Consider the following 21,380-nt stretch of genomic DNA (forward strand, 5'->3'; position numbering starts at 1 on the left):
GCGTTTACATCAGGGATATGACAATGCGACATACGTTTTTCTGTGTTGATGGGCATACAGCGGGCAATCCCGTCCGCTTGATCGCGGGCGGGGCGCCCTTGCTGCGCGGGACAAGCATGAGCGAGCGGCGTCAGGATTTTCTGACGCGTTTCGACTGGATACGCACCGGACTGTGTTTCGAACCCCGTGGCCATGACATGATGTCCGGTGGTTTCCTGTATCCCCCTACCCGTCCCGATACGGATGGGGGGATATTGTTCATTGAAACCAGTGGCTGCCTGCCGATGTGTGGCCATGGTACGATCGGGTTGGTAACATTCGGGCTGGAACATGGGCTGCTGCAACCCCGCAAAGAAGGTGAATTGCGGTTGGAAGTTCCTGCGGGCATAATCGACATCACCTATACACATGCACATAACCGGGTGACGTCTGTCACCATCCGCAATGTGCCGGCATGGGTGGCCAGAACCGGGATTTCCATTGAAGTGCCGGGTTTTGGCCCATTGACGGTGGATGTGGCCTATGGCGGGAATTTCTATGCCATCGTGGAACCGCAGGGCGCATACCATACGCTCGATGAACTTGGCGCACGCCGTATACTTGAACTCAGCCCCGTGATCCGTGATCTGGTGCGCAAGGCCTATACCCCGGTCCACCCGCTTGACCCCACAATCAAGGGGGTCAGCCACGTCCTGTGGGCGGAACCGGGTGAAGATCCCGCACGCCAGGGACGTAATGCCGTGTTCTATGGTGACAAAGCCATTGACCGTAGCCCTTGTGGCACCGGGACATCGGCGCGACTGGCACATCTGTCGCACAAGGGAATCCTTGATCCGGGACAGTCATTCATCCATGAAAGCTATATCCGCAGCCGTTTTACCGGACGTATCGACAGCAAGACGAAAGTAGGCGACCATCAGGCGATCGTTCCGCTGATTACGGGAAGCGCCATTTCAACCGGGTTCAATACGATCTGGATTGATAAGGAAGATGTTTTCAGCAACGGTTTCCAGGTGGTCTGAAACCGGCCATCCGCTGCAGTCCTGACCTTCATCTTGCATAAAGGCCCCCTGTGCATGGGCATCGTACGCCATTCCGCATCGCTGCAGATACGCACCATTGCGGATCAGCTTTACTACCTGATTCGCAAACGTATCCTGCAAGGAGAATTGGCGGAGGGAGAGCCCATACGCCAAGATACGATTGCAGCCGAACTGGGAATCAGCAAGATCCCGCTGCGTGAGGCCCTGGCCCGCCTGGAACAGGATGGCCTGGTCAGGTCACACGTCAATCGCGGTTTCACCGTCAATGCACTGAGCGCGGAAGAAGCGGACGAGGTCTTTGCGCTGAGGCTGCAACTTGAACCAACAGCTACCGTAGCAGGAAGCCGGCATGCCACGGCTGCGGATCATGCACATGCGCGCGCCATGCTGGCGGCGGTGGGAAATGCCTGCATGCAGGGTGACGGGGATTGGGGGGAATGTAATCGCGCCTTTCACATGTCCCTGATCCGCCCTGGGGCGGGCACGTTAACCTATACAATGATTGAACGCCTTAATGTCATCGCGGACCGATATGTGCGTTTTCATCTTGGTCCGATGGGGCGACCGGAACAGGCCAACATACAACATGGCAAGATATTGGCGGCCTGGATCGACAGGGATGAAAAGACCCTGTTGAAGCTGTCACGCAACCATATCCGCGATACACATGAGGATCTGCGTAAGGAACTGCCGCGGGCTGGTTCTACATAATAAGAAATTTTCGGATAACCCACTGAAATACAATAATAAAAATTCTGATCTATGCCTTTTTTCAAGAATTTGACATTTTTCAAAGCGTTTCCAGGACAATATCGACCAACAATATTCATGATTTCAGCGGGTTGTTGGACCTGTTTTTTTCCGACAGCCCCCAAGGAACTGTCGGAAAGATAATTGCAACGCCCTGAAAATTTCGAGGAATCTTTCCCGTGATATCCTCGACAGTTAGCTTTTTCGAAAAATGATTCGGTATTCATTGTTTTTTATCAGGACATTATCCGCAAATCATTCAGTGCTGTTTCAACCTGCGGCACGCCGGATATAACAGCATGAACGGGGCGGAGAGTTCGCCTGACATATCCAATATGATGAAAATAACGGCATATGCATATATTTTATTCCAAATGCGCCCTATTTCGCGACATGAATGGAATATTTTATATATAAAAATCGCAATATCATATAATATATGATGTTGCATCTTTGGGCGGATGGTGACATGCTGACGTCTGTCGTTGTACAGATGTGCGCGCAAAGTGGATTGTAAGTAAAAGCTGTAGTTTCGATTCAAGTTATACCGGAATATAATTCCAGAGCATATGCATGGAATATAATTCATTATAATAATTTCATTTCATTATATAATTATTATATGTATGGAATAAATCATTAAAATTCATGAGAATTTTCTTTGCTTATTATTTAAAATAAACAAACATATTCTTAGAACTTTCCGCCGTAAAATGTGTGTTAAATATGCAACGATCTGGGAAATCAATCTCTTTTTTGTCGCGAAATAATGCGGAAACGTATTGATCATATATTATATTTCATGCACGGTATACGATATATTCGATACCAATTGCGGGGTTTCAGGAAACAAAAATAACGAAACACTTTCAATGAAAGCAATTTTCCCACAGAAATCCTGACTTTGAGATGCATAAATCCTCAAGGGGGAAGCCATACCAATTTCTGCAATATTCCACACATCAGCGATGTCAGGTGGTTGTGACGGAAAAGACACTTTGGTCATGTGCCCATATTCGGGGAATACTTTCATATTCATGCGGGTTTCATGTTTTTGTTCTTGGTATTCTAAAATATATACAGAGGGATTAGGAATAATGCTGTATGAAAACGACCTGTTCCACCGACTGTTAAATCGGGTTGCCGCCATGGGCTGTGATGTGCCCGCGCATGTTGTGACCCTCTCCTGTCCATACGCCCGGTAGGAACACAGACGCATGAGCAACCGTAAAATTTTCTCAGGCCTGCTTTTGATGACAACGGTCCTGTCGGGCGTGTCCTCACATTCGGTCTATGCCGCCACCAGTACGATCCAGACAGGACATGCCACATCGCGGGGCAATATGCGCCCGATGGGCGTGCATGCGGCACATCATACGGCCACGACGCATGATACCGGTCCGGTCCGTTCACGTGCCGCACCTGAAGCCCTGTCGGTTTCGGCACATCGCACGGTGCATGGTGCGCACCTGGTTGTTGGCAAGAAACTGCTGGAGGCAGCGCCACCGGGTACCAACCCGATGGCGGCGTTGAACACCATGCCCGGTGTGGATTTCCAGTCCGCCGATGCGCAGGGCGTCAGTACGTGGAGTACGCAGATCTTCATGCATGGTTTCCAGCAGCAGGAAATCGGCATGACGCTTGATGGTGTGCCGCTGGGTGAAATGACATATCGAAATTATAACGGTCTGAATCCCGTTCTGGCTGTTTCGTCTGAAAATGTACAGGGCATTGACGTGTCGCAGTCAGCGGGCGCCGAAGATGTGGCGGCGACCAATAATCTTGGGGGTTCCCTGGCGTATACCACTACTGACCCGAGCCATAAGCTCGGCGGCACGGTCAATCAGGGCTTCGGTAGTTTTAATACGTTCCATACATTTGCACGGGTCGATAGTGGTGACCTGAACAGCACCGGCACCCGCTTTTATGCATCCTATATGCGCAATGATCAGGATAAATGGAAAGGGTACGGGGAACAGTTCTATCAGCAGGTCAATGCCAAGCTGGTTCAGCCGATCGGGAATAATAGCTCACTTTCCGCCTATTTCGACTGGAGCGACCTGCATGAACTGGAATATCAGGACATGTCGCCTGATATTCTCAATCATCTCGGCCCCAATGCCGATAATTATTATAATGGCCGGGCAAGCGGTTATATCCGTGCCTATGACGCAGCATTGGCGGCACAGAACAAGGGCGGTGGCTATCCCGCCGGATATGGCAACCTGAGTGATGCGTCGGATGCATCCTATTACGAAGGGGCGACCAACCAGGACGACATCGTAGGCTATCTCAAGGCCGACCTGGCATTGACGGACAAGGTGCGCTGGACAACCACTGCCTATGGTCACGGGGAATCACAGCAGACCACCTGGACCACGCCCTATAGTGGTTCACCCAATGGCTCCCCCCTGAGCGAACTGGTCAAGCAGCCTTCCATCCGGCGCTTTGGCGTGCTGTCGCAGGTCACATATGATATCGCGCATAATCATATTGGTGGTGGCGTCTGGTATGAAAACAATGATTATCAGTCCCCGATGTACCAGTATGCGGAACCCAATGTCGTCAACGGCGTCGTGCAGGGCAACCTTGTCAATCCACTGGGACATTTCAAAGACCCGTTTGCCGAGGTTTTCAACCAGAACTATAACACGAATACCTTCACCGCCTTCGTGCAGGATACATATCGTCCGATCCGTAATCTTGCGCTGCATTTCGGGTTCAAGTCACTGTTGAATACAACACGTGTGGGTGATGGGTATCTGAATCAGGATTATTACGGCAATATCGGTAATATCACGAGTGGCGTCAGCCAGACAATTGCCAAGCCCTTCCTGCCACATATTGGCGTGGACTGGACATTCCTGAAACGTCATGAGCTGTTCATCGACATTTCAGAAAATGTCCATACTTATGCGGAGTCAGGGTTCAAGCTGTCCAACTCGCCGTTTGCGGTGACACAAACCGCCTATAACGATGCGCGCAGCACCCTGCGGCCGGAGACAGCGTGGACCTATGCCATCGGTTATCGGTATCATGACCGGTTGCTTGGGGCTTCGGTTTATGCCTATCGCACGAATTTCAACAATCGCTTGCAACAGATTACGTCTGGTCCTGCGGTCAACCCGATTTCCAGTGTTGCCAATGTGGGCGGCGTGACCATGAATGGCGTGGATGCGGCCCTGACGATAACGCCACTGCGTAACCTCGCGATCACCAACAGCGTCAGCTACAACCATGCCGTTTATGACGATAACATTACGGATTCCAACGGCACACATGCCACAAAGGGCAAGCAGGTCGTGAATTATCCGCGGTTCATGTACAAGGCACGGCTGTCCTATGACTGGCGTTCACTCAGTTTCTATATTGATGGAAACTATGTCGGGCAGCGTAATTATGATTATGAGGGAGAATACCGGATTCCGGGTTACTGGCTGTCGAATCTTGGCCTGCAATGGCATGTAAAGAAGACCAGCGATACCGGTCCGCGCCTTGGCGGTTTCCTGCGTGGCCTGACCTTGTCTTTCAACCTGACCAACCTGACCAATACCCGCTATATCGCGACGATGGGGGAAAATGGCAACCCGATGAATGGCGCATCTGCCTATGGTGATCAGTCGATGCTGCTTGGCACGCCGCGTATGGCCTTTGGCGCCATCAAGGCCGATTTCTGATTACACAGCATATCGTTACCCCACACCATCGCATGTCCTGCATGGTGTGGGAGAGTAATATGGCTATGTTATTATTTTAATTACTGTATAAATATAAATTTATATGTTTTTTATTTTATTTTATAAATAAACGGGATGGAAGGTAACATCAGTTTCAGAATATAAAATCCTGAAATTCGCATGATATCTTTTCGGATCTGAAGCGAAAAATATGTAATAAAATATGGAAAACATAAGAATATAAAGAAGATTTACGTTACGATTTTGGACATATGCCATGAAAGGTGGTATCGTTCCCACCACACAGGAACTAACATGATGTCGCCCTTTCCCTGATGGGCAGCAGACGGTTCTGGCGGGCCACAGACGGTCCGTGGCCCACGAAGGATATTTGATGACACAGGATGCCGTTTCTGGCCGAACGCTGAAAAATCGCCATATTGCCATGATCGCCCTTGGTGGTGTCATCGGGGCGGGCCTGTTCGTGGGCAGCAGTTCCGCCATTACCGTGGCCGGCCCGGCGGTTCTGTTGGCATATGCTCTGTGCGGCGGACTGATTATGGTTGTGATGCGCATGCTGGGCGAAATGGTGATGCAGCAACCGGGCCTGGGCTCGTTCGTGGAATATATCCGGCAGGGATATGGCAGCAGGTCCGGGTTTGTCGCGGGATGGATGTACTGGTTTTTCTGGGTGGTCGCAATGGGGAGCGAGGCCATCGCAGGCGGTCTGCTGATGCAGGACTGGATCGCATTGCCCATCTGGTTGTTGGCGGTGGGCATTATCCTTGTGCTGATGGCCGTCAACCTGCGGTCGGTGGATGTATTCGGGGAATGTGAATTCTGGCTATCCTTGATGAAGGTCGCAAGCATCATCATGTTCATCGTGATGGGTGTGCTTTTCGTGGGGCATATGTTTGGGCCAGGCATTTCCGTGCGGGCCAATTACCTTGGGCATGCAGGGTTTGCCCCCCACGGGATTACGGCCATACTTGCGGTCATACCGACGATCATGTTCAGCATGATCGGGTCCGAAGTTGCGACGGTGGCGGCTGCGGAATCCGCTAACCCACGTGTGGGGGTTGCCCGTGTGACACGCAGTATCGGTGTCAGGGTCACGGTATTTTACCTGACATCCATCATGCTGCTGCTTGCGATCGTGCCATGGACTGAGGTGACGGCGGGGAAATCTCCCTTCATTGCCGCCATGAGTGTCATGGGTGTTCCCGGTGCCGCAACGATCATGCGTGTTGTCGTATTCAGCGCGATCCTGTCATGCCTGAATTCCAGCCTTTACATAACATCGCGTATTCTTGCCGAACTTGCACGCTCAGGCAATGCCCCTGCCCTGCTGGCGCGGCATTCGGCACAGGGGGCCCCGCGGTCGGCCCTGATCGCCAGTACGTTTGCTGGCCTTGTTGTCGCATTCTGCTCCATATTGTCGCCAAACGTGATCTTCTCTTTCCTGCTAAGTTGCAGTGGCGGCGTCATCTTGCTGGTCTATCTGCTGATCGCGGTCAGTTACCTTGTAATGATGCGTCGCAGGAATACGATGGGTCGTATCTGGCAGGGATATGTAAGTATTGGCGGGATCTGCATGGTCTTTGTGGCAATGCTGCTGGATCCGACGGAACGCATGACGGCCATCGCCAGCCTGTTGAATGCCGTGTTTTTTGTCTGTCTTTATGACGGGTGGCAGGTGGTGGCACGTCGCCGTAATCGCGCCAGCACAACATCGGTGGGACAGGGATATCCATAGTCAGTGGAACCGGGTGGCATCAAAAAACATGGGATGCTTTTGGCGGCCTGCCTGAAAATATGGAACTGACACCCCATTGGAATGATAAAATTTTTGCGAAGATTTTTAAAAATCTTCGAAGGTCGCTGTCCAGACGGGGTTGTCATTCCTTACCAATAGGTTGTTTTTAAACAGTCTCTTATGTATCAACAGGGTCGTAAAAACGGCCGCTTATTTTCCGCCGATTCCTTCAGGGGGCGGCAGGCTGGCACGGATTGCAATTGAATAATCCGGCCCCGGGGTTGCACCGGGGGGGCGGATGATATGGCTTGCTTCATGCAGGGCGGCAAAATCCGGCAGATGGGTGGTATCGTACGGTCCCAGCAGGTTCATGTCATAAGCCATGGCCGCTGTATGGCCACTAAGGATCACGCGCCAGTCCAGCCGGTAGCGCAGTCGTGCTCCTGCCCGTGCCAGAATGCCGGTGGTACAGTTGTCTGTCAGGGTATTGTACCATTGTGGATGGCGGATCAGGTCATGGATTGCATCGACATAACTTATGAACAGGCGCTGACGTACCTGTGCCGACAGATTCAGGCGATAAAGATAGACACGTTCGCGCCGGATATCGGTTCGCACGCCGATCAGGTCACGTTCGTCCGCCGTGACATAGAACAGTTCATAATGATGAAAGAAACCGGCAATGGTGGAATAGGCAAAACGTGCCTGCCGCCGGGTTTCTATGGAAATGGCAAGGTGTTGCCCATCTGTGAAGCCGAAGCTCAGGAAAACATGTGCAATGGAGTCCCCTGCCCAGTAAGAGGTGACGAGGTCAACACTCTGTAACCCGTTAAGGTGATAGGTCGCATCATACCATGCGGGAAGATAGTCATCTGGCGTGCGATACCGAAAATTACGGACATTATGGACATGGACGTCATTACCGTCGCGCCATGCGTCGGCGGGGATGGCATATTCGCGTGCCCATGACCGATCATTGCGCGGCGGGTCGGTGACATACCATACACCCATGCCCCCGACCAATGCCATGCGCAGGATACGCCTGCGGCGCGGCAGGCGTATCCATGCACTACCAAACAGCAGGATGGGAAAAACCAGGGTGCCTCCCACCCGCAGCACGTCCGGCTGAATGGTGGAGTAGTAGACTGCCGCCGCCCCCAGCACACCATACAGGACCAGCGTAATATGACCGCCCCACCTGAGTGAGTTGCGCCAGTTCATTGCCTTGCGGCCTGTACGGACGAACCCTGTGGGGCGGTAGCAGGGTTTTGGGCCAGTTGCAGCAGCAGGATGCGTTGTATTTCGGCGATGGTAAACGGATTGGATTGCGTGGAATGTTCTGAATGGCGTACGATCAGTTCGGATTGCACTCCTGGGATATGGGCGCTTTCATACGACACCACGCCATCATTCGCGTTGGATAGCGGGTTCCCCGTGCCACAGACCGGGATGATGGAATGCGTATGCACATCAGTCATGATCGGGATTGTGGGTAACGTCCGCATGAAGGCGCTGCGTGGGGACATGGCATAGACACTGCCCAATCGTGGTATACGATTGTCAAGACGCGTGCTGTCGCCTGCACCGGTGACGATTTCGCGCGCGGTTTCACTGACCCGCCATGGCAGGCTTGCCATACCGCCAACCAATTGGGCCAGTGACATCCCGGCCAGATAACTGCCATGCTGTGGCGTGGCGATGAAGACGACCCGCTGTATTTCAGGCATCGGGGTCGGAAACATGGTGTCCTTGATCAGTTGCCGCGTGCGGGTATTGAGGTGAAATGTCGAAAGCGGACGTCCCGCCGTTCCATCCCACAGTCTGTCTCCCGGGTTGATAACCAGCATACGCGCCAGCAGCCCCCCCTGGCTGTGTCCCACCAGCGTGATATGTCCCAGTGCGGGCTCGGCCTTTGTGCCGCCCAGACTGTCCACCGCCTGGGTGATGGCACGGCGCAGTTGCCATGCGGAATATGGGATGGGGTTGCTGGTGGCGTAGGAAAAGAACCAGAAATCAAAATGATCGCGGATGGTGCGATCTTCCAGAAGATCGTTGACCATGTTGGCCCAGCGATACGGGCTGGAAGCTGTGCCGTGGATGAAGACGACCGGCATGTTGCCCGGTCGGTGCGGCGTCATCGCGACCAGTCGTGGTTGCGTCCCATCATAGGTGGTGCCATCAAAGAAACCGCGATATTCCTTGGTCCATAATGCAGTTTCATGCAGGCTGATGGCGCGGGCGGCTGTCTGATCATATGCGGGCGGGATGGAAACGCCGGGAGTGTCATCCATGACATGCACAACCAGACGCCCATGAAGGTGTCCGGTCAGTACCTGCGCGCGTGGATTGCGGATTTCCAACATCATGCTGGTGGGAATCCGCAGGCGGGTGGAAACGTCAAACAGCCTGCCCGTCTGTGTCCCGTCGCCTGTGGCCTCTATTGTGCCATCCTCAGGGCGGCCCAGGGCGGTCAGGGCCTCGCCCAGCCCAGGGGTGCGATAGACATTGCTTATGCCGCTGACGGCAAGTGTGGCCGTCGGTAGGAAACTCTCCAGCAGGCGGCCATGCCAGTGCAGTTGTGCCGGGTCGGCGCCAAGTTCGATATCCCCGAACGGCAGGAGGCGGTTTTGCGTTATGATCGCAACGGGGGCGGGGAATGCCGCCGTCAGGCCAAGATTGTAGAAATCGGCCGCCTGCCGGAAACGTGGATCATAGGGGCTGGGTCCCCCCACCTCTCCGGGTTGGAGGAAGGCGTAGGCATAAACCGCAGCCGCCAGGAAATCGGCCGCCCGCCGGTGACGCAGGCCCTGACGGTAGCTGAGTTCCGCCAGTGCAAACAGCATATCTGGCAGTTCATCGCCGGTGCCCTTGCCCGCCAGCCCACGCAGGGTTTCGATCGCGCGATCGGGATGACGCTCCCACAGAGGGGCCAGCCCGTGCCGCCTTAGGACGATCTGCGTATTGGGACCAAGGCCATGCCCCTGTAACGCGGTCAGGCGGGCGTTGTTATAGCTTTTGACAAGGGAAACATGCCGGACCTCAACCGGCCCCGCGCATGCCGCCAGCATCGTCAGGGTGAAAATTGCGGCAGTGCGTGGCAGACCCTTTATGCGGGGCCGGGAAGGATGGAGATGGCGAGATGAACTATGTTTCATTGCAAAAATCAGGTACCTAAACTGCACTAATGGGAAAAATCCCCTGCGGTCTTCACACTACAACCATTCCTTGCAATGACGCACCATCATTTCATGGCCAATGATCGGACTTCCATGGCGAGGGGCAAGGCTTGAAATATATCTCCCCCGAACCGATATAAAAAATATGCCCAATGATTCCATGGGCATATCCAAAGTGATGATAAACAGGGACGAACCGGATCATGAGTGTTGCCGAAAACCTACGCAAGCTGAGCCCTGAAGACCTTCAGGACATCACAAAGCACGTGGAACAATCCCTTCACCAGCACAAGGCGGAACTGCACAAACAGATTGCCGAACATCTGGGCGCGCTGAAAGGGGAAGTACGGGTCCATGAAAACAAAATCCCGACCTCATGCAAGGTCTATGGGGTTCTGATCCTCGCTGCTGCATCGCTGGCGAGCTATATCTTCGGTCGTAAATCCGCCGACTGAGTTTTTCCCCATTTGGGTGCTGTCCCTGTCATAATCGATGCATGACCTGGCCATGGCAGGGACAGAGCCATCATATGTCACGTGGCACCTGTCCTGGATGAATGACGGTGACAGGCCGTCTGGACAGAAGCTGGTTGCGGGATTTATTATTTTTATATATAAATTATTTCCAAAATAATTCTTCATATGTAAGTAATATCATGGGATGTATTCTTCATGCATGGCTGGTAATGTGTGACAGCACTGGTTTTTATGCCTGCTGGCCCGTAAAGCCCCCTGGGGCGGAATACTGATCATGGATGTGACAGATGAAGATGGGCTTTCTTTCCTCGGGGATGGTGCTGGCGTTCGCCGCCTTTTCTTCATTTTCAATCAGTGACGCTTTTTCCAAGCTGCTTGCAGGACAGCTTGACCCGTTTGAGGTTGCCTTTTCGGGTGGGATCTTCGGTTTTCTGATCATTCCGTTCATCAGGCGGGACAATGAATCCTATCTGGATATTTTTTCTCCACAGAAGCCGGGCATGTGGCTTGTGCGTGCGATCGCGACCTTTACCGCTACCGCCGCAAGTGTTGAAGCATTCATGCTGCTTCCCATGCCCGAAGCCCTGTCACTGATGTTCCTCATGCCGCTTTTTGTGACCATGCTGTCTGTCACCTTGCTGCATGAAAAGGTATCAGCGTGGGCGTGGGTATCGGTTATCGTCGGGTTCATCGGGGTTCTGATCGTTCTGCGGCCGGGGATGCGTGCCCTGCATCTTGGACATCTGTGCGCCCTGATCGCAGCGGTTGCGAATGCCGTGGGCGTTATCGCCTATCGCCTTGCGGGGAATGATACGCCACGCCTGTCACTGTTCGGGTCCAGCCTGTTTGGGCCGCTGGTGGGTGATGGCCTGCTGATGCTGGCGCATGCGCATTGGCCGCATGGCCTGCAAACGTGGTTTTTCCTGTTCGGGTATGGTTTCCTGGCGGCGTTGGGACAATTGCTGATGATGGTGGCAACAGCCCGTGCCCCCGCCAACCGGGTGGCCCTGCCCCAATACAGCCAGATGTTATGGGCGGTGGGTTTTAGCTATTTCCTGTTTCATCAGGCTCTGGATGGATGGACCTTTATCGGTATTGTCGTCGTGACATTTTCAGGCATGCTGAACTGGATACGCCAGCGTGTTCGCTATGAACATCTTGCTTTGCAGGAACGCCGCGCTGCGCGACGGCGTCTGCGGGAACCTCAAACAAGTCCATAAGCTGTTTAGTTCCGTGGTTTGATGGTGCGAATTTTGCATGAACCGTAGTGGCTCTTTTTCCCACTACGTGTAAATGAATTCATCCGAAGTAAGTCCCCGCAGTGTTTTGAGGCTGCGGGCGCAATTGCAGGCGACGACGAAGCCTGCGAAGTGCTGGCGCAGTTAGTCATGCGTTTCATAATAGAAGCACTTGATCGTCGCCGCCTTGATCGTCCGGTTCATGCGTTCAACCTGGCCATTCATCCACGGATGGCAATAGAAGACAGCAGATGCGGAATGGGCATTGTCATCGCATATGCGCGTCAGAATGCCAGACCAGCAACGGCTGTGGCATGTACTGCCCACCCGGCGACCATAGAGAGAGTGTTACGAGCATGGTTACAGGACAAGCGGACCATTGCAGCTTCCCGACGCGTCACCATCAAGGTGTCGATACAGGCCACTTCCATGTTGTAGAGACGTTCGAACTCAAGATCTACCAGCCCCTTCATGACTTTCATCATCCCCGGAACTCCCGCCGCTCAAGTTCATATGGGATAGCGAAACACGCCTGATAAAGCCTTACTGGCTGGTTGCTAAACGAGGATGGGTTTTGATGAAGATTTCTTCAAAACGTCATGACTGCACGACAGGAACCCTTACGTATCTCCAAGTACTGGTGTTTCAGACAGCGTGCGTTGCCCGGCATGAGGCATGACCCCTGATTCCCCAGAGGGTTGGGATATTGTAAGCTGACATCGCCGTGAACCTTCGCCAGGTATAATGCTGTCACGCACCTTTCAGGACGTGGTCGCCCGTCATGGCTCCGGCGCACAGGGCCTTCAATCGGAGCTTATACGGCCAATGCTGCTCTGGTTTGCAATTCTGGTTACGTCGACACTGGCCTTTGGGATCAGTGCCGTTTCGGGCGGCGGTGCAGGGCTGATCCTGATGCCCCTGCTGGGGCTGGTATTGCCTGACATGCAGGTGCCCGCCGCCCTATCAATTGGCACTGCTACCAGCTCGGCGGCGCGCATCATTTCGTTTCACAAAGCAATCCGGTGGGACATTGTTCGGCATTTTGCGCCAACCGCACTGCCATTTTCCGCCCTCGGTGCCTGGGCGCTCAGTCGCATGAATCCCGTCTATCTGTCGCTGCTATTGGGTCTGTTTTTGGTGGGTCATCTCCCCCTTCTATTTCGCACACCTACAATCCAGCCCAACAGGAAACCAGTCCGTATCGCATCGCTCCATGCGCTGGGTGCCGCCGCAGGCTTCATTTCCGGTTTTACTGGGGCGATTGGTCTGGTCTTCAACGGTTTCTATTACCAGCTTGGTCTTCGCAAGGAAGAAGTCGTCGCAACTCGCGCCGCCAATGAAATCATGCTGCATGGTCTTAAGCTCATTCTCTACGCGGCATTCGGCCTGCTGAGTATTCATGTCGTCATCGTGGGTATCGCTGTTGCCGCGGCCGCAATCCTGTCTTCGATCATCATGCGCCATCTGCTCCCTTACCTACATGACCGACTGTTTCACCATATCGGTCACGCAGCCATGGTTGTAGCAGGCCTCATGATGGTGATCACAGCAGCTGGCCAGATTGCACGTCAGAATGCTGCTGTTCTCAATTATTCACATGCATCCGGGGATCTCTCTGCTTCCCTGTCATGGCAGCAGCATATCTTCGTAGTTGAATGGGAACACGGCAATGAACTGGAACTGATCCATCGGGTGTATATCCCATCAACAAATCTACCCGGCACTCCCATATTCCATGGTTTCATCCTGCACATGTCACCCCACACAGGAATCCAGACCGTTCGGAGTGTCGGGGTTTAAATCGCACGCAATTATTCACCTAAATATAGAATAATATGCTTATTTTTAATGATACTTTACTGATGCTGTTCCTAGTCAAGGATTTCTGGGCAGGAAATCCCGAACCATGTGTGCTTCTGGGCGCCGATTTATCCGCCTGCTGCCCAAATCCGGAACCTTACTCATGACCATCATGATCTACCACAATCCGGCCTGCGGCACGTCGCGTAACGTACCGACGCTGATCCGCAACAGCGACGATGAACCCCGGATCATCGCGTTTCTGAAAGCGACCTTTCGGGTGACAGCCGTCCCTTACGGGACAGCAGGACCAGCAGCACGCCCAGCAAGCTGATGCCTAGGCCCGCGACGGAAACCATCGGATAGCCGAACCCCATAGACAAGACAGCCCCGCCCAACGCCGCCCCCAAGGCATTGCCCAGATTGAACGCGCCTATATTGACCGACGAAGCCAGGCCCGGTGCATCGTGTGCGGCCTGCATGGTGCGCATCTGCAGGGCCGGCATAAGGGAGAAACTGGCGATGCCCCACAGCAGGACTCCGACCAACGCACCGGCCGACGTTTGCGCGGCGAAGGGAAAGGCCAGCATGATCAGGCCGAGGAGTGGAAAGAACACCAGCAACGTACCGGCCAGCGACCGGTCTGCCGCCTGACCGCCGATAGCATTGCCTATACTGAAACCAATACCGATCAGCATCAGTGCCACCGTCGTTAAGGTTGGCCCCGCATGGGTGATATGTTCTAGCATCGGCACGATATAGGTATAGAGTTCGAACATCGCTCCAGCGCCGATCACCGTGACGCCCAGTGCCATCAGCACATTGGGGCGCATGATGACCTTCATCTCGGCCACCGCGTCCGGCCTTGGGCCGGCCTCAGCCAATGGCAGGGCAACGGACAGGGCCGCAGCCGCGATCAGACCCAGCACCGAAATGGAGGCGAACGCACTGCGCCAGCCCAGCGTGTCACCCAGCCATGTCGCGGCCGGCACGCCAAAGATATTGGCAACGGTCAGACCCATGAACATACTGGCCACAGCACTGGCCTGCCGGTTGGCCGCAACCAGGCTTGCTGCCTCCACCGCGCCCAGCCCGAAGAATGCCCCATGGGCCATGCTGGTCAGCACCCGTGACAGCAGCAACTGCATATAATCGCCACTGACAGCCGAAGTCAGGTTGCCGATCGCATAGAGGATCATAAGTCCGATCAGCGCATATTTGCGTGGATAACGTGCCAGAAAGAGGGTGACGAAGGGTGCGCCGCCCATCACGCCGAAGGCATAGGCGCTGATCAGGCTGCCTGCCTTGGGTACACTGACATGGACCCCGTCTGCCAGGACAGGCAGCAGACCCATGGGGGTGAATTCCGTCACCCCGATCGCGAAGGCCCCGCAGGCCAGGGACAACAGCGCACGATCTGACGAAGAATGAGAATCCGGCACATTCGCCTCTTTGGTTCGATAAGAGATTTCAAATACATGGTCATACGCAGCCGGTGTGGGAAACACGTCCGGCATGCTACACTCGGGTGAAAATGCAATCACCCTGAGCATGCATCACATTGATGACCAGGGGTAGCATCCCCTCGCGCGGGGCGCGGGAATGTGTCGTGGGCGGCATGATGATACGATTGGGCAGGTTCAGATCACCCAGCGAATAAGGCGAAAACAGCATCAGCAACCCTTTTTGGCCAAAGATGGGCGAAAAATGGAAATTGCCAGTGTAGGATAAAACCAACCAGAGGCTTTGTGGCCACAAGAGCTGTGAACCAGGGTCACAAAAAAGAGTCCAATGGGTTGGAAACGCCCCTTACACTCCGTTCCGCATGAACGCCTGCAACCTTGGTACCATGAAATCGAGGAACAGCCGGATACGCTGCGGCATGCGCTGCCCCCCGAGATAAAGGGCGTGGACGTCCTCCGCATCGCCATGCCCCGCATCTGCCAGCACCTCGACCAGATGCCCATGGGCAATATCATTGCGGACATGAAAGTCGCCCAGACGCGCCAGCCCCACCCCTGCCAGGACCAGACGGCGCACCGTCTCGCCATTGTTGGCCAGCAGGCTGCCGCCGACCATGCGGTCCACGATCCGCCTTCCTTCGCGCAACGGCCAGACCGGCGCAGCCCGGCGAAAGTTGAATCCCAGGCAATTATGGTGGTTGAGGTCGTCGATCGTGATCGGGGTACCATGATTCTTGAGATAGTCGGGTGAAGCGACGATCTGCCGACGTGCCACTCCGATCTTGCGAGCCAGCAGGCTGCTGTCTGTCAGGGAGCCAACACGGAAAGCAATGTCGGTACGATCAAGATAAAGATCGACGATCTCGTCCGACAGCGACAGATCGATGATGACATTTGGATAGGTCCGCCAGAATTCCGGCAGCAGCGGCTCGATCCCCAGGACGCCGAATGGGACCGAGGCGCTCACCCGCACAATTCCGCTGGCACCACCCGCCCCATGACAGACCTCGCGCTCGATATCATTCAGTTCCGCCAAGAGTGCGACACTGCGTTCATGGAACAGGCGCCCCTCGTCAGTCAGCGAGAGCCGTCGGGTCGATCGCTCAATCAGCCGCACGCCCAGCCGCTCCTCCATGCGGCCGATCAGCTTGCTGACCGTCGATGGTGTCATCAGGAGATGTCTTGCCGCCTCGGAGAAACTGCCAGCTTCGGCCACTCTCACAAAGACCTGCATCTCTCCCGCGCGATTATCCATATTCCTGAGCCCATCTGTGAATTGCAATCCAAGATTATGTGGAGGAAAAGCCGATTATCAAGCCCGTCCGAAAGCGGCATCGTTCAGCGATGATACGGTCACCCTGTCATTGTCATTCCCCATTAAGGAATATTCTGAGCTATGAAAAACATTCTTCTTTTGAATGGTGGCAAGGTCTTTGCGCATTCGCATGGCCGTCTGAACGATACATTGCATGATGTCGCGGTACGGGTGCTGACAGAAGCAGGTTTCGCGACACGCGAGACCAAAATCGACGCAGGCTACGATATCGAGCAGGAAGTCCGGAATTTTTTGTGGGCAGATCTGGTCATCTACCAGATGCCCGGCTGGTGGATGGGCGCGCCATGGATCGTCAAGAAATACATGGACGAGGTCTTTACCGCCGGTCACGGCACGCTCTACGCTAATGATGGGCGCAGCCGGGCCTGTCCCGAACGCAAATATGGCTCGGGTGGCCTGTTGGGCGGTAAGCGTTACATGCTGTCCCTCACATGGAACGCGCCGGATGATGCCTTTACGGATCCTGTGCAGTTCTTTGAAGGCAGAGGTATAGATGCTGTCTATTTCCCCTTTCACAAGGCCAATCAGTTTCTGGCACTGTCAGCCCTGCCGACCTTTCTGGCCACCGATGTCATGAAAGCCCCGGATGTCGACGGGACCATTGACCGTTATCGTAAGCATCTGTCGGAAACGCTGAATTTCGCACGTTCTTTGAAATAATAAACCTGCTAGCGAACCTGATGGTTGTTCCTGACATCTTGAAAAAACATGCTGACCTCGAAAGATAATATTCAGGAACTTCTATTATTGAAAAATCATCTTTCGAAAGCCATCGGGAAAAGTTCTGGCAACCTGCTCTCCCGGCCAGGGGAACGAGGCAGGGATCATGAAACCCCTGCCCTACTCTTTATCAAATGCTTTTTATGCTCCGATGCGCTTGCTCAGAAATCGAGCGACGTCTTGACATAATACATGCCGCCATTGAACCCGTAGGGCGAATAGGAAGCATATTTGGCAAGGCCTTGCTGCGACTGGGCAATAGCGGAGGAAATACGGGTCGGGTATTTGTTGCCCAGGTTGTTCGCACCTATGCCAATGGTCCAGCGCGGAACAGGCTTGTAGTCAATTTCCATATTGGTAATGAAGGCGGGATTCTGCTCGAACGGCACGGACCCCGGGCCTGTCGGCGCCGCCATGTAGGTCATGGAGCCATAGCGCATTTCCTGCACGAAAACCGACCACTTTTTATACTGCCAGTTCACGCTGATCTGCTCGCGGTTTTTCGGCGCGGCGTGTAGCACCATTTCCTTGGTATATTCGTTAACCAGGTTGCTCTTGCTCGAACGGATTTCGTTATCCGAGAAATTGATGCCCATGGCAAAGCGGAACTTGCCGTAATGACTGGTATGCAGTGTGTAATCAGCAGTCAGGTCGCCACCAAATGTCTGGGTATTATACAGGTTGGCATAGTAGCTGATCGAAGTCACGTTACCCAGACCGGTAATATTACCCGAGTCAACGGCAAAACTCTTGGAGCTGCCCATCCGGTCATTAATGGCGATGTAGTACAGGTTGCCCGCCAGGTGGAAACCATCTACGGGGGTCGCATCAATACCAATGGTATAGCTACGTGAATATTCGCCCTTCAGGGGTGTCGCGCCATAGGACTTGGCCAGGGCACTGTTGGAGGGAACCTGATCCACAACATAGCCGGGATATGGCGCCGAATAGAAGTACGAAATCTCACCCAGCGTTGGCGGGCGATAACCGGAATTGATATTGGCGCGGATGGCCCAGTGCTTATTGAAGTTGTAGCGCGTGCCGACCGAACCTGTCTCGACGGTTGCCATGTTGCTGTAGTTGGCAACACGGCCGCCCAGCGTCCATTCCCATTTTTTGGTGATATGGAAATCAAGGTTGGCAAAACCTTCGTACACGTCACGGTTCGTGTTCGATACGGCCAGCGCCGGATTGCCAGGGTGATCGGTTGCGCCCTGCCCACTCCACGACGCGGTCTCACCTTCGGTCATCTGGAAGGTATCGTGGCGGTATTCCGCACCGAACCGCAGGTTGATGTCCCTGGGCAGCAGACCGGTATGGAACGAACGTGATCCCCTCAACCCGGTTGTCAATTCGGTCGAGATCGACTTGCCATCATAAAAGGATGTCTGCGTCGGATCGTATGCATATGCGCCGCCAGACGTCAGCGAGGCATTTTCGGAATCCTTCGTACCGTATGTCTGCTGGTCACGCCCGAATGTTACGTAAGCATCCCATGCGAAGCCGAATTTGCGCGTACGGATGCCATTATCAGTCTCGAAGTCGTACTGGTCCATGGTGATGTAAGGCTGGTTACCAGTAGGGTACAGAGCCGAATTAATCCATATATCATCACCGTTATTGGCACGATAGGTTTCAGCCACGTTGGCACGACGATGCGAAAAGGTGGACGTGCTGTAAAAACTGAACCCATGCCCAAGTGGCACGGACATGTTTTCGCTCAGGGTTTCCAGCGTACTCTTGGGCAGGCCCAGGCCACGCTGCACGTTACGGTCCGCCGTGGCATTACGCGGGTCGTTGGCAGAAAACAGGTTGCCATAGTAATCACCGCCACGGGTGGTAGGCAACTGGTGGGTCACCTGTGCCGCAAGGTCGAGGTAGCCGCCCCTGTTGCCGAGCGCCATGGCATAGCTGGCCGAGCCATCAAGCGCCTGGCCGTCGCCTGCGTAATAACCACTGTTCTTGAAGTTGACGGTGCCACCATGCGTATCGCGTTTGAGTACGATATTGACCGCACCTGCAATGGCGTCCTGTCCGTACAACGCGGAAGCACCTTCGGTCACCACTTCAATATGGTCGATCGCGGTGATGGGAATGAGCGAAATGTCAGCCGGCTCACTGCCCCAGTTTGTGCCTGCGTTGGCGTTGAAGTTGGCACCAATATGGCGACGATGACCGTTGACAAGGATCAGCGTATCATCCGGCGACTGACCACGGAGCTGCATGGTCTGAACAAAAGAGCTGGCACCGCCACCGGGCAGGGCTGCGGTGGTAATTGCCGGATTGGCCTGCGACAGCGCCGACAGCACATTGGTCTGGCCGGTCTTGAGCAGTTCCGCGCCCGTTACGACCGTAACCTGCGTGGTGCTGTGCTGTGCTGTGCCAGGTGAAAAGATGGAATTGGTCTGGTGACCGCCAACATGGATTTCTTCGGGGCGGCTCGATGCACGCAGGGCTGCGGGCATGGCCTGTTTGGGGGTGGGTGCCTTTTTATCGGCGGCAACCCGATAATGTTTTTGCACTGACGAAACGGTAGCGGTCGCGGCTTCACCTGCAAGCGGCACGAATGTGCCAAATGCTACCCCGGCCACCAGATATAACTTGTGCTTTGACAGGCGTGACATCTGCCTCTCCCCCCTTGGAACTCGACCGAAACGTTTCGCGTGAATATGTGTAATGATATGATGCGCATTCGTTATGATTTGGCGTCATATGAATTATTGATATGTTCCGAACCCGGATTGTTTCTTGCTTACAGATAAAAAAATATATAATTGAAATTGTTTCGTTTTCTGTGCGAACGTTACTTTTCGTACAATATTTCCAAGTATCTGCAACCCTGCATCAGGTATGTTCGGGCGGTCCCGCACTGCGTATATGCAGTCAGGTGTAGCGCACGACCTTCCATATGGCCTGCTCTTGGCACAATATGTTGACAGTTAAATAAAAGTCCTTAATGTCAAGTCTATAAATCCATAGAATATAACCTTTACGGAGTTCCCGTTGGATATACGCCGATTACAGGCTTTTATTAAGATTATTGACCTTGGCAGCATTTCGCGTGCGGCTGACCTGCTCAATATTGCTCAGCCCGCATTAAGCCAGCAGCTCGCCACACTTGAAAATGCTTTCAAGCAGAAGCTGGTCATCCGCAGCAAGAGCGGCGTAACCCCCACCACGGCCGGGGCGGAACTGTACCGGCATGCACAGACCCTGACCAAACAGTTCGACCGGGCCATGGTTGAAATCACGCAGGGTGCAGGTCCACTGGTGGGCAAGGTCTCGGTCGGACTCTCTCCCTACAGCGCGGGCTCCACACTTTCGGTCAAGCTATTGCAGCTCGTGCGCGAGCGCCTGCCCAACATCACCCTGCACCTGACCGAAAGCTTTGATGACATCTACAGCGAACTGATCATGACCGGGCGGCTGGACATGGCCGTGATCCATGGCGCGGGTCCCATCAAGGGGGTTATTTTCACGCCGCTGATGAAGGAAGAATTCTTCCTGCTTGCACCCCATGACCTGGAATTTCCCCAGAATGAAAAAGGGGCCGTGCAGCTTGCGGATATCGCTGACATTCCCCTTCTGCTTCCGCCCAAGCATAATTTTGTGCGCAAGAGCGTGGACATGGCCTTCATGCGCAAGCAGCTTGATCCCCGCATCGTGGCTGAAATCGAGGCGCTGATCACCCTGCAGGGCGCCATCGAGCAAGGCATCGGCAGCACCATCCTACCCTGGTCGGTTGCCAGCCGCATTGTCATGCCGGGTAAGTCGCGCATCTTCCCGCTGCACAACCCCGTCATTCAGCAAGATGTTTCGCTCTGCATCCCCGAGATCATTCCTGAGACTGAGGCCTCGGTGGCCGTGCGCGAACTCCTCATCGGCCTTGCCAAGGCGATGGCCGCTTCACATAACTGGCCGGGTACCCAACCTTTCGATTAAGGG

At 54.2% G+C, this 21,380-nt stretch carries 16 protein-coding genes and 2 pseudogenes; 10 read left to right on the top strand and 8 right to left on the bottom strand.

Annotated features, from left to right (window positions below):
- Positions 1 to 23: 23 nt before the first annotated feature.
- Positions 24 to 1,022: a 4-hydroxyproline epimerase gene (locus IFJ82_RS08360; protein ID WP_192263780.1), complete on the top strand. Its 999-nt coding sequence runs from the start codon at positions 24 to 26 to the stop codon at positions 1,020 to 1,022.
- A gap of 33 nt (positions 1,023 to 1,055) precedes the next feature.
- Positions 1,056 to 1,754: a GntR family transcriptional regulator gene (locus IFJ82_RS08365; protein ID WP_225578591.1), complete on the top strand. Its 699-nt coding sequence runs from the start codon at positions 1,056 to 1,058 to the stop codon at positions 1,752 to 1,754.
- A gap of 832 nt (positions 1,755 to 2,586) precedes the next feature.
- On the opposite strand, the gene IFJ82_RS08370 is transcribed toward IFJ82_RS08365, so the two are convergent.
- Positions 2,587 to 2,832 (bottom strand): hypothetical protein, encoded by a 246-nt coding sequence (locus IFJ82_RS08370; protein WP_139313079.1) that lies wholly within the window; start codon positions 2,830 to 2,832, stop codon positions 2,587 to 2,589.
- 178 nt (positions 2,833 to 3,010) lie between these two features.
- On the opposite strand from IFJ82_RS08370, the gene IFJ82_RS08375 reads away from it, so the two are divergent.
- Positions 3,011 to 5,470, top strand: a complete 2,460-nt coding sequence (locus IFJ82_RS08375) for a TonB-dependent receptor (RefSeq protein WP_075596213.1) — start codon at positions 3,011 to 3,013, stop codon at positions 5,468 to 5,470.
- A 394-nt stretch (positions 5,471 to 5,864) separates the two neighbouring features.
- A complete protein-coding gene (locus IFJ82_RS08380; protein ID WP_003619875.1) occupies positions 5,865 to 7,226 on the top strand; it encodes an amino acid permease in 1,362 nt (453 codons plus the stop codon).
- Between the two features lie 210 nt (positions 7,227 to 7,436).
- On the opposite strand, the gene IFJ82_RS08385 is transcribed toward IFJ82_RS08380, so the two are convergent.
- Both IFJ82_RS08385 and IFJ82_RS08390 read right to left on the bottom strand, forming a co-directional pair.
- Positions 7,437 to 8,447, bottom strand: a complete 1,011-nt coding sequence (locus tag IFJ82_RS08385; protein ID WP_192263783.1) for an Lnb N-terminal periplasmic domain-containing protein — start codon at positions 8,445 to 8,447, stop codon at positions 7,437 to 7,439.
- Entirely contained in the window at positions 8,444 to 10,381 is a 1,938-nt protein-coding gene (locus tag IFJ82_RS08390; protein WP_192263786.1) for an esterase/lipase family protein, read from the bottom strand. Before IFJ82_RS08390 ends, IFJ82_RS08385 begins: the two co-directional genes overlap by 4 nt.
- A 224-nt stretch (positions 10,382 to 10,605) precedes the next feature.
- Between IFJ82_RS08390 and IFJ82_RS08395 the strand changes: the two genes are divergently transcribed.
- Positions 10,606 to 10,857, top strand: a complete 252-nt coding sequence (locus IFJ82_RS08395; RefSeq protein WP_003619870.1) for a hypothetical protein — start codon at positions 10,606 to 10,608, stop codon at positions 10,855 to 10,857.
- A gap of 308 nt (positions 10,858 to 11,165) precedes the next feature.
- Positions 11,166 to 12,098, top strand: a complete 933-nt coding sequence (locus IFJ82_RS08400; protein ID WP_075624333.1) for a DMT family transporter — start codon at positions 11,166 to 11,168, stop codon at positions 12,096 to 12,098.
- A gap of 66 nt (positions 12,099 to 12,164) precedes the next feature.
- Here IFJ82_RS08400 and IFJ82_RS08405 read toward each other — a convergent pair.
- Together IFJ82_RS08405 and IFJ82_RS08410 are read right to left on the bottom strand one after the other, a co-directional pair.
- Positions 12,165 to 12,350, bottom strand: a pseudogene (locus IFJ82_RS08405) (IS481 family transposase); the annotation flags it as partial.
- A 50-nt stretch (positions 12,351 to 12,400) separates the two neighbouring features.
- Positions 12,401 to 12,601, bottom strand: coding sequence for a hypothetical protein (locus IFJ82_RS08410; protein WP_178388368.1), 201 nt, complete (start codon positions 12,599 to 12,601; stop codon positions 12,401 to 12,403).
- Between the two features lie 259 nt (positions 12,602 to 12,860).
- On the opposite strand from IFJ82_RS08410, the gene IFJ82_RS08415 reads away from it, so the two are divergent.
- Positions 12,861 to 13,916, top strand: coding sequence for a sulfite exporter TauE/SafE family protein (locus tag IFJ82_RS08415; protein ID WP_225578592.1), 1,056 nt, complete (start codon positions 12,861 to 12,863; stop codon positions 13,914 to 13,916).
- A 163-nt stretch (positions 13,917 to 14,079) separates the two neighbouring features.
- A pseudogene (locus tag IFJ82_RS15715) lies at positions 14,080 to 14,184 on the top strand (arsenate reductase); the annotation flags it as partial.
- Here IFJ82_RS15715 and IFJ82_RS08420 read toward each other — a convergent pair.
- Both IFJ82_RS08420 and IFJ82_RS08425 read right to left on the bottom strand, forming a co-directional pair.
- Positions 14,168 to 15,271, bottom strand: coding sequence for an MFS transporter (locus IFJ82_RS08420; RefSeq protein WP_239015750.1), 1,104 nt, complete (start codon positions 15,269 to 15,271; stop codon positions 14,168 to 14,170). The pseudogene IFJ82_RS15715 and the gene IFJ82_RS08420 overlap by 17 nt on opposite strands.
- Before the next feature lie 454 nt (positions 15,272 to 15,725).
- Positions 15,726 to 16,634 carry a LysR family transcriptional regulator gene (locus IFJ82_RS08425; protein ID WP_192263789.1) on the bottom strand — a complete coding sequence of 303 codons (909 nt, stop codon included), beginning with the start codon at positions 16,632 to 16,634 and terminating at the stop codon, positions 15,726 to 15,728.
- 141 nt (positions 16,635 to 16,775) lie between these two features.
- On the opposite strand from IFJ82_RS08425, the gene IFJ82_RS08430 reads away from it, so the two are divergent.
- Entirely contained in the window at positions 16,776 to 17,375 is a 600-nt protein-coding gene (locus IFJ82_RS08430) for an NAD(P)H-dependent oxidoreductase (RefSeq protein ID WP_192263792.1), read from the top strand.
- Between the two features lie 221 nt (positions 17,376 to 17,596).
- On the opposite strand, the gene IFJ82_RS08435 is transcribed toward IFJ82_RS08430, so the two are convergent.
- Complete coding sequence (locus IFJ82_RS08435; RefSeq protein ID WP_192263795.1) at positions 17,597 to 20,059, bottom strand: TonB-dependent receptor plug domain-containing protein; 2,463 nt, start codon at positions 20,057 to 20,059, stop codon at positions 17,597 to 17,599.
- Between the two features lie 379 nt (positions 20,060 to 20,438).
- On the opposite strand from IFJ82_RS08435, the gene IFJ82_RS08440 reads away from it, so the two are divergent.
- Positions 20,439 to 21,377, top strand: coding sequence for a LysR substrate-binding domain-containing protein (locus IFJ82_RS08440; RefSeq protein ID WP_003619845.1), 939 nt, complete (start codon positions 20,439 to 20,441; stop codon positions 21,375 to 21,377).
- Positions 21,378 to 21,380 lie beyond the last annotated feature (3 nt).

This window comes from Novacetimonas hansenii (assembly GCF_014843995.1).
In the GTDB taxonomy this organism is placed as follows: domain Bacteria; phylum Pseudomonadota; class Alphaproteobacteria; order Acetobacterales; family Acetobacteraceae; genus Novacetimonas; species Novacetimonas hansenii.

What these genes read in the sequence shown, in the direction of transcription:
- IFJ82_RS08360 (WP_192263780.1), top strand. Translation starts at nt 24, where the DNA reads ATGCGACATACGTTTTTCTGTGTTGATGGGCATACAGCGGGCAATCCC.
- IFJ82_RS08370 (WP_139313079.1), bottom strand. Translation starts at nt 2,832, where the DNA reads ATGAATATGAAAGTATTCCCCGAATATGGGCACATGACCAAAGTGTCT.
- IFJ82_RS08375 (WP_075596213.1), top strand. Translation starts at nt 3,011, where the DNA reads ATGAGCAACCGTAAAATTTTCTCAGGCCTGCTTTTGATGACAACGGTC.
- IFJ82_RS08380 (WP_003619875.1), top strand. Translation starts at nt 5,865, where the DNA reads ATGACACAGGATGCCGTTTCTGGCCGAACGCTGAAAAATCGCCATATT.
- IFJ82_RS08385 (WP_192263783.1), bottom strand. Translation starts at nt 8,447, where the DNA reads ATGAACTGGCGCAACTCACTCAGGTGGGGCGGTCATATTACGCTGGTC.
- IFJ82_RS08390 (WP_192263786.1), bottom strand. Translation starts at nt 10,381, where the DNA reads ATGAAACATAGTTCATCTCGCCATCTCCATCCTTCCCGGCCCCGCATA.
- IFJ82_RS08395 (WP_003619870.1), top strand. Translation starts at nt 10,606, where the DNA reads ATGAGTGTTGCCGAAAACCTACGCAAGCTGAGCCCTGAAGACCTTCAG.
- IFJ82_RS08400 (WP_075624333.1), top strand. Translation starts at nt 11,166, where the DNA reads ATGAAGATGGGCTTTCTTTCCTCGGGGATGGTGCTGGCGTTCGCCGCC.
- IFJ82_RS08410 (WP_178388368.1), bottom strand. Translation starts at nt 12,601, where the DNA reads ATGATGAAAGTCATGAAGGGGCTGGTAGATCTTGAGTTCGAACGTCTC.
- IFJ82_RS08415 (WP_225578592.1), top strand. Translation starts at nt 12,861, where the DNA reads ATGCTGTCACGCACCTTTCAGGACGTGGTCGCCCGTCATGGCTCCGGC.
- IFJ82_RS08420 (WP_239015750.1), bottom strand. Translation starts at nt 15,271, where the DNA reads ATGGGTCTGCTGCCTGTCCTGGCAGACGGGGTCCATGTCAGTGTACCC.
- IFJ82_RS08425 (WP_192263789.1), bottom strand. Translation starts at nt 16,634, where the DNA reads ATGGATAATCGCGCGGGAGAGATGCAGGTCTTTGTGAGAGTGGCCGAA.
- IFJ82_RS08430 (WP_192263792.1), top strand. Translation starts at nt 16,776, where the DNA reads ATGAAAAACATTCTTCTTTTGAATGGTGGCAAGGTCTTTGCGCATTCG.
- IFJ82_RS08435 (WP_192263795.1), bottom strand. Translation starts at nt 20,059, where the DNA reads ATGTCACGCCTGTCAAAGCACAAGTTATATCTGGTGGCCGGGGTAGCA.